A 987-nucleotide genomic window follows, 5' to 3' on the forward strand; every position below is an offset into this window, starting at 1 on the left:
CTCGCAGGCACTCCATGGCTCCAACACCGATACACGCCGTGCCGTAGGGGGCCACATAAAGCAGCTGCCCAGGCTTGTCCTGCGGCGTCGGCTCACCGCAAGCCGCCAATAAAAACAACAACGCCAACATCCCGCGTTTCCACATCATCATCCATGTCCTGTTATTCTTGGTGCATTAGGGAACCTCTAAATAACTCTTTGCGTACTCAGTCTTTCAGGCTGGTTCGCAATCTAGGCGCGCTTTTGAAGGTGTATGTCCATCCATCGAAAAAGTGCAACAACGAGTGCGGGCCAGCCTGGAAGACCCGAAGGGCGTGGCCTGAAGCGTGCAGCTGCTGTGTCTTGTTTCGATGGTCAGGGTGGTTCCCTTTCCGAGAGGCAAGGCGCAGCAGGTGTGCGCTTCAGGCCGCGCCTTTATGCCCGAACGGGTGCTTCGGGTCATCCAGGCTGGCCCGCACTCGTTGTTGCGCTTTTTCGATGGATGGACATATCTCGATCCCAGTTAGGGGACACCTTCAAAAGTGCGCCCTCTGTGCCCCGAATGGGGTATAGATTGCGAACCAGACTGAAAGACTGAGTACGCAAGGAGTTTTTCAGAGGTTCCTTAATAATCAGATTCAGATGACAGGCCTGTCCTCTAAAAACTGACAGCTCACGCCGCCCCGGCTCGTTACGCTCTATGGATGACTCATCGCTACCACAGCCATTCCTTGAGAAAAGGGCGCTTCTCCCAGCAGGGAAGACCCTATCTGGTTACTTTCAGCACAGCGGGCAGAACCCCATGGTTTTCCCGTTTCTCTATCGCCTGCCAAGTGTGCAGATCTATAGCTCAATCAGATATTCAGAACGCCAGCCACACGTGGTGCTATGTGGTCATGCCGGACCATGTGCACTGGCTGTTGTCCACAACGGATAAGCATGATTTGTCCCAAATTGTCAGAATGGCCAAGGCCAGAGTGTCCCGTTCCTTGGAGCAAGCCATCTGGC

Annotated in this window: 1 protein-coding gene; it reads left to right on the forward strand. The window is 54.4% G+C overall.

Going from position 1 to position 987, the window contains the following annotated elements; all coding sequences use genetic code 11:
* Positions 1-683 precede the first annotated feature (683 nt).
* A partial coding sequence (locus A3730_RS29730; RefSeq protein ID WP_082872364.1) for a transposase occupies positions 684-987 on the forward strand: 304 nt, incomplete at its 3' end.

The organism is Alcanivorax sp. HI0044 (assembly GCF_001634945.1).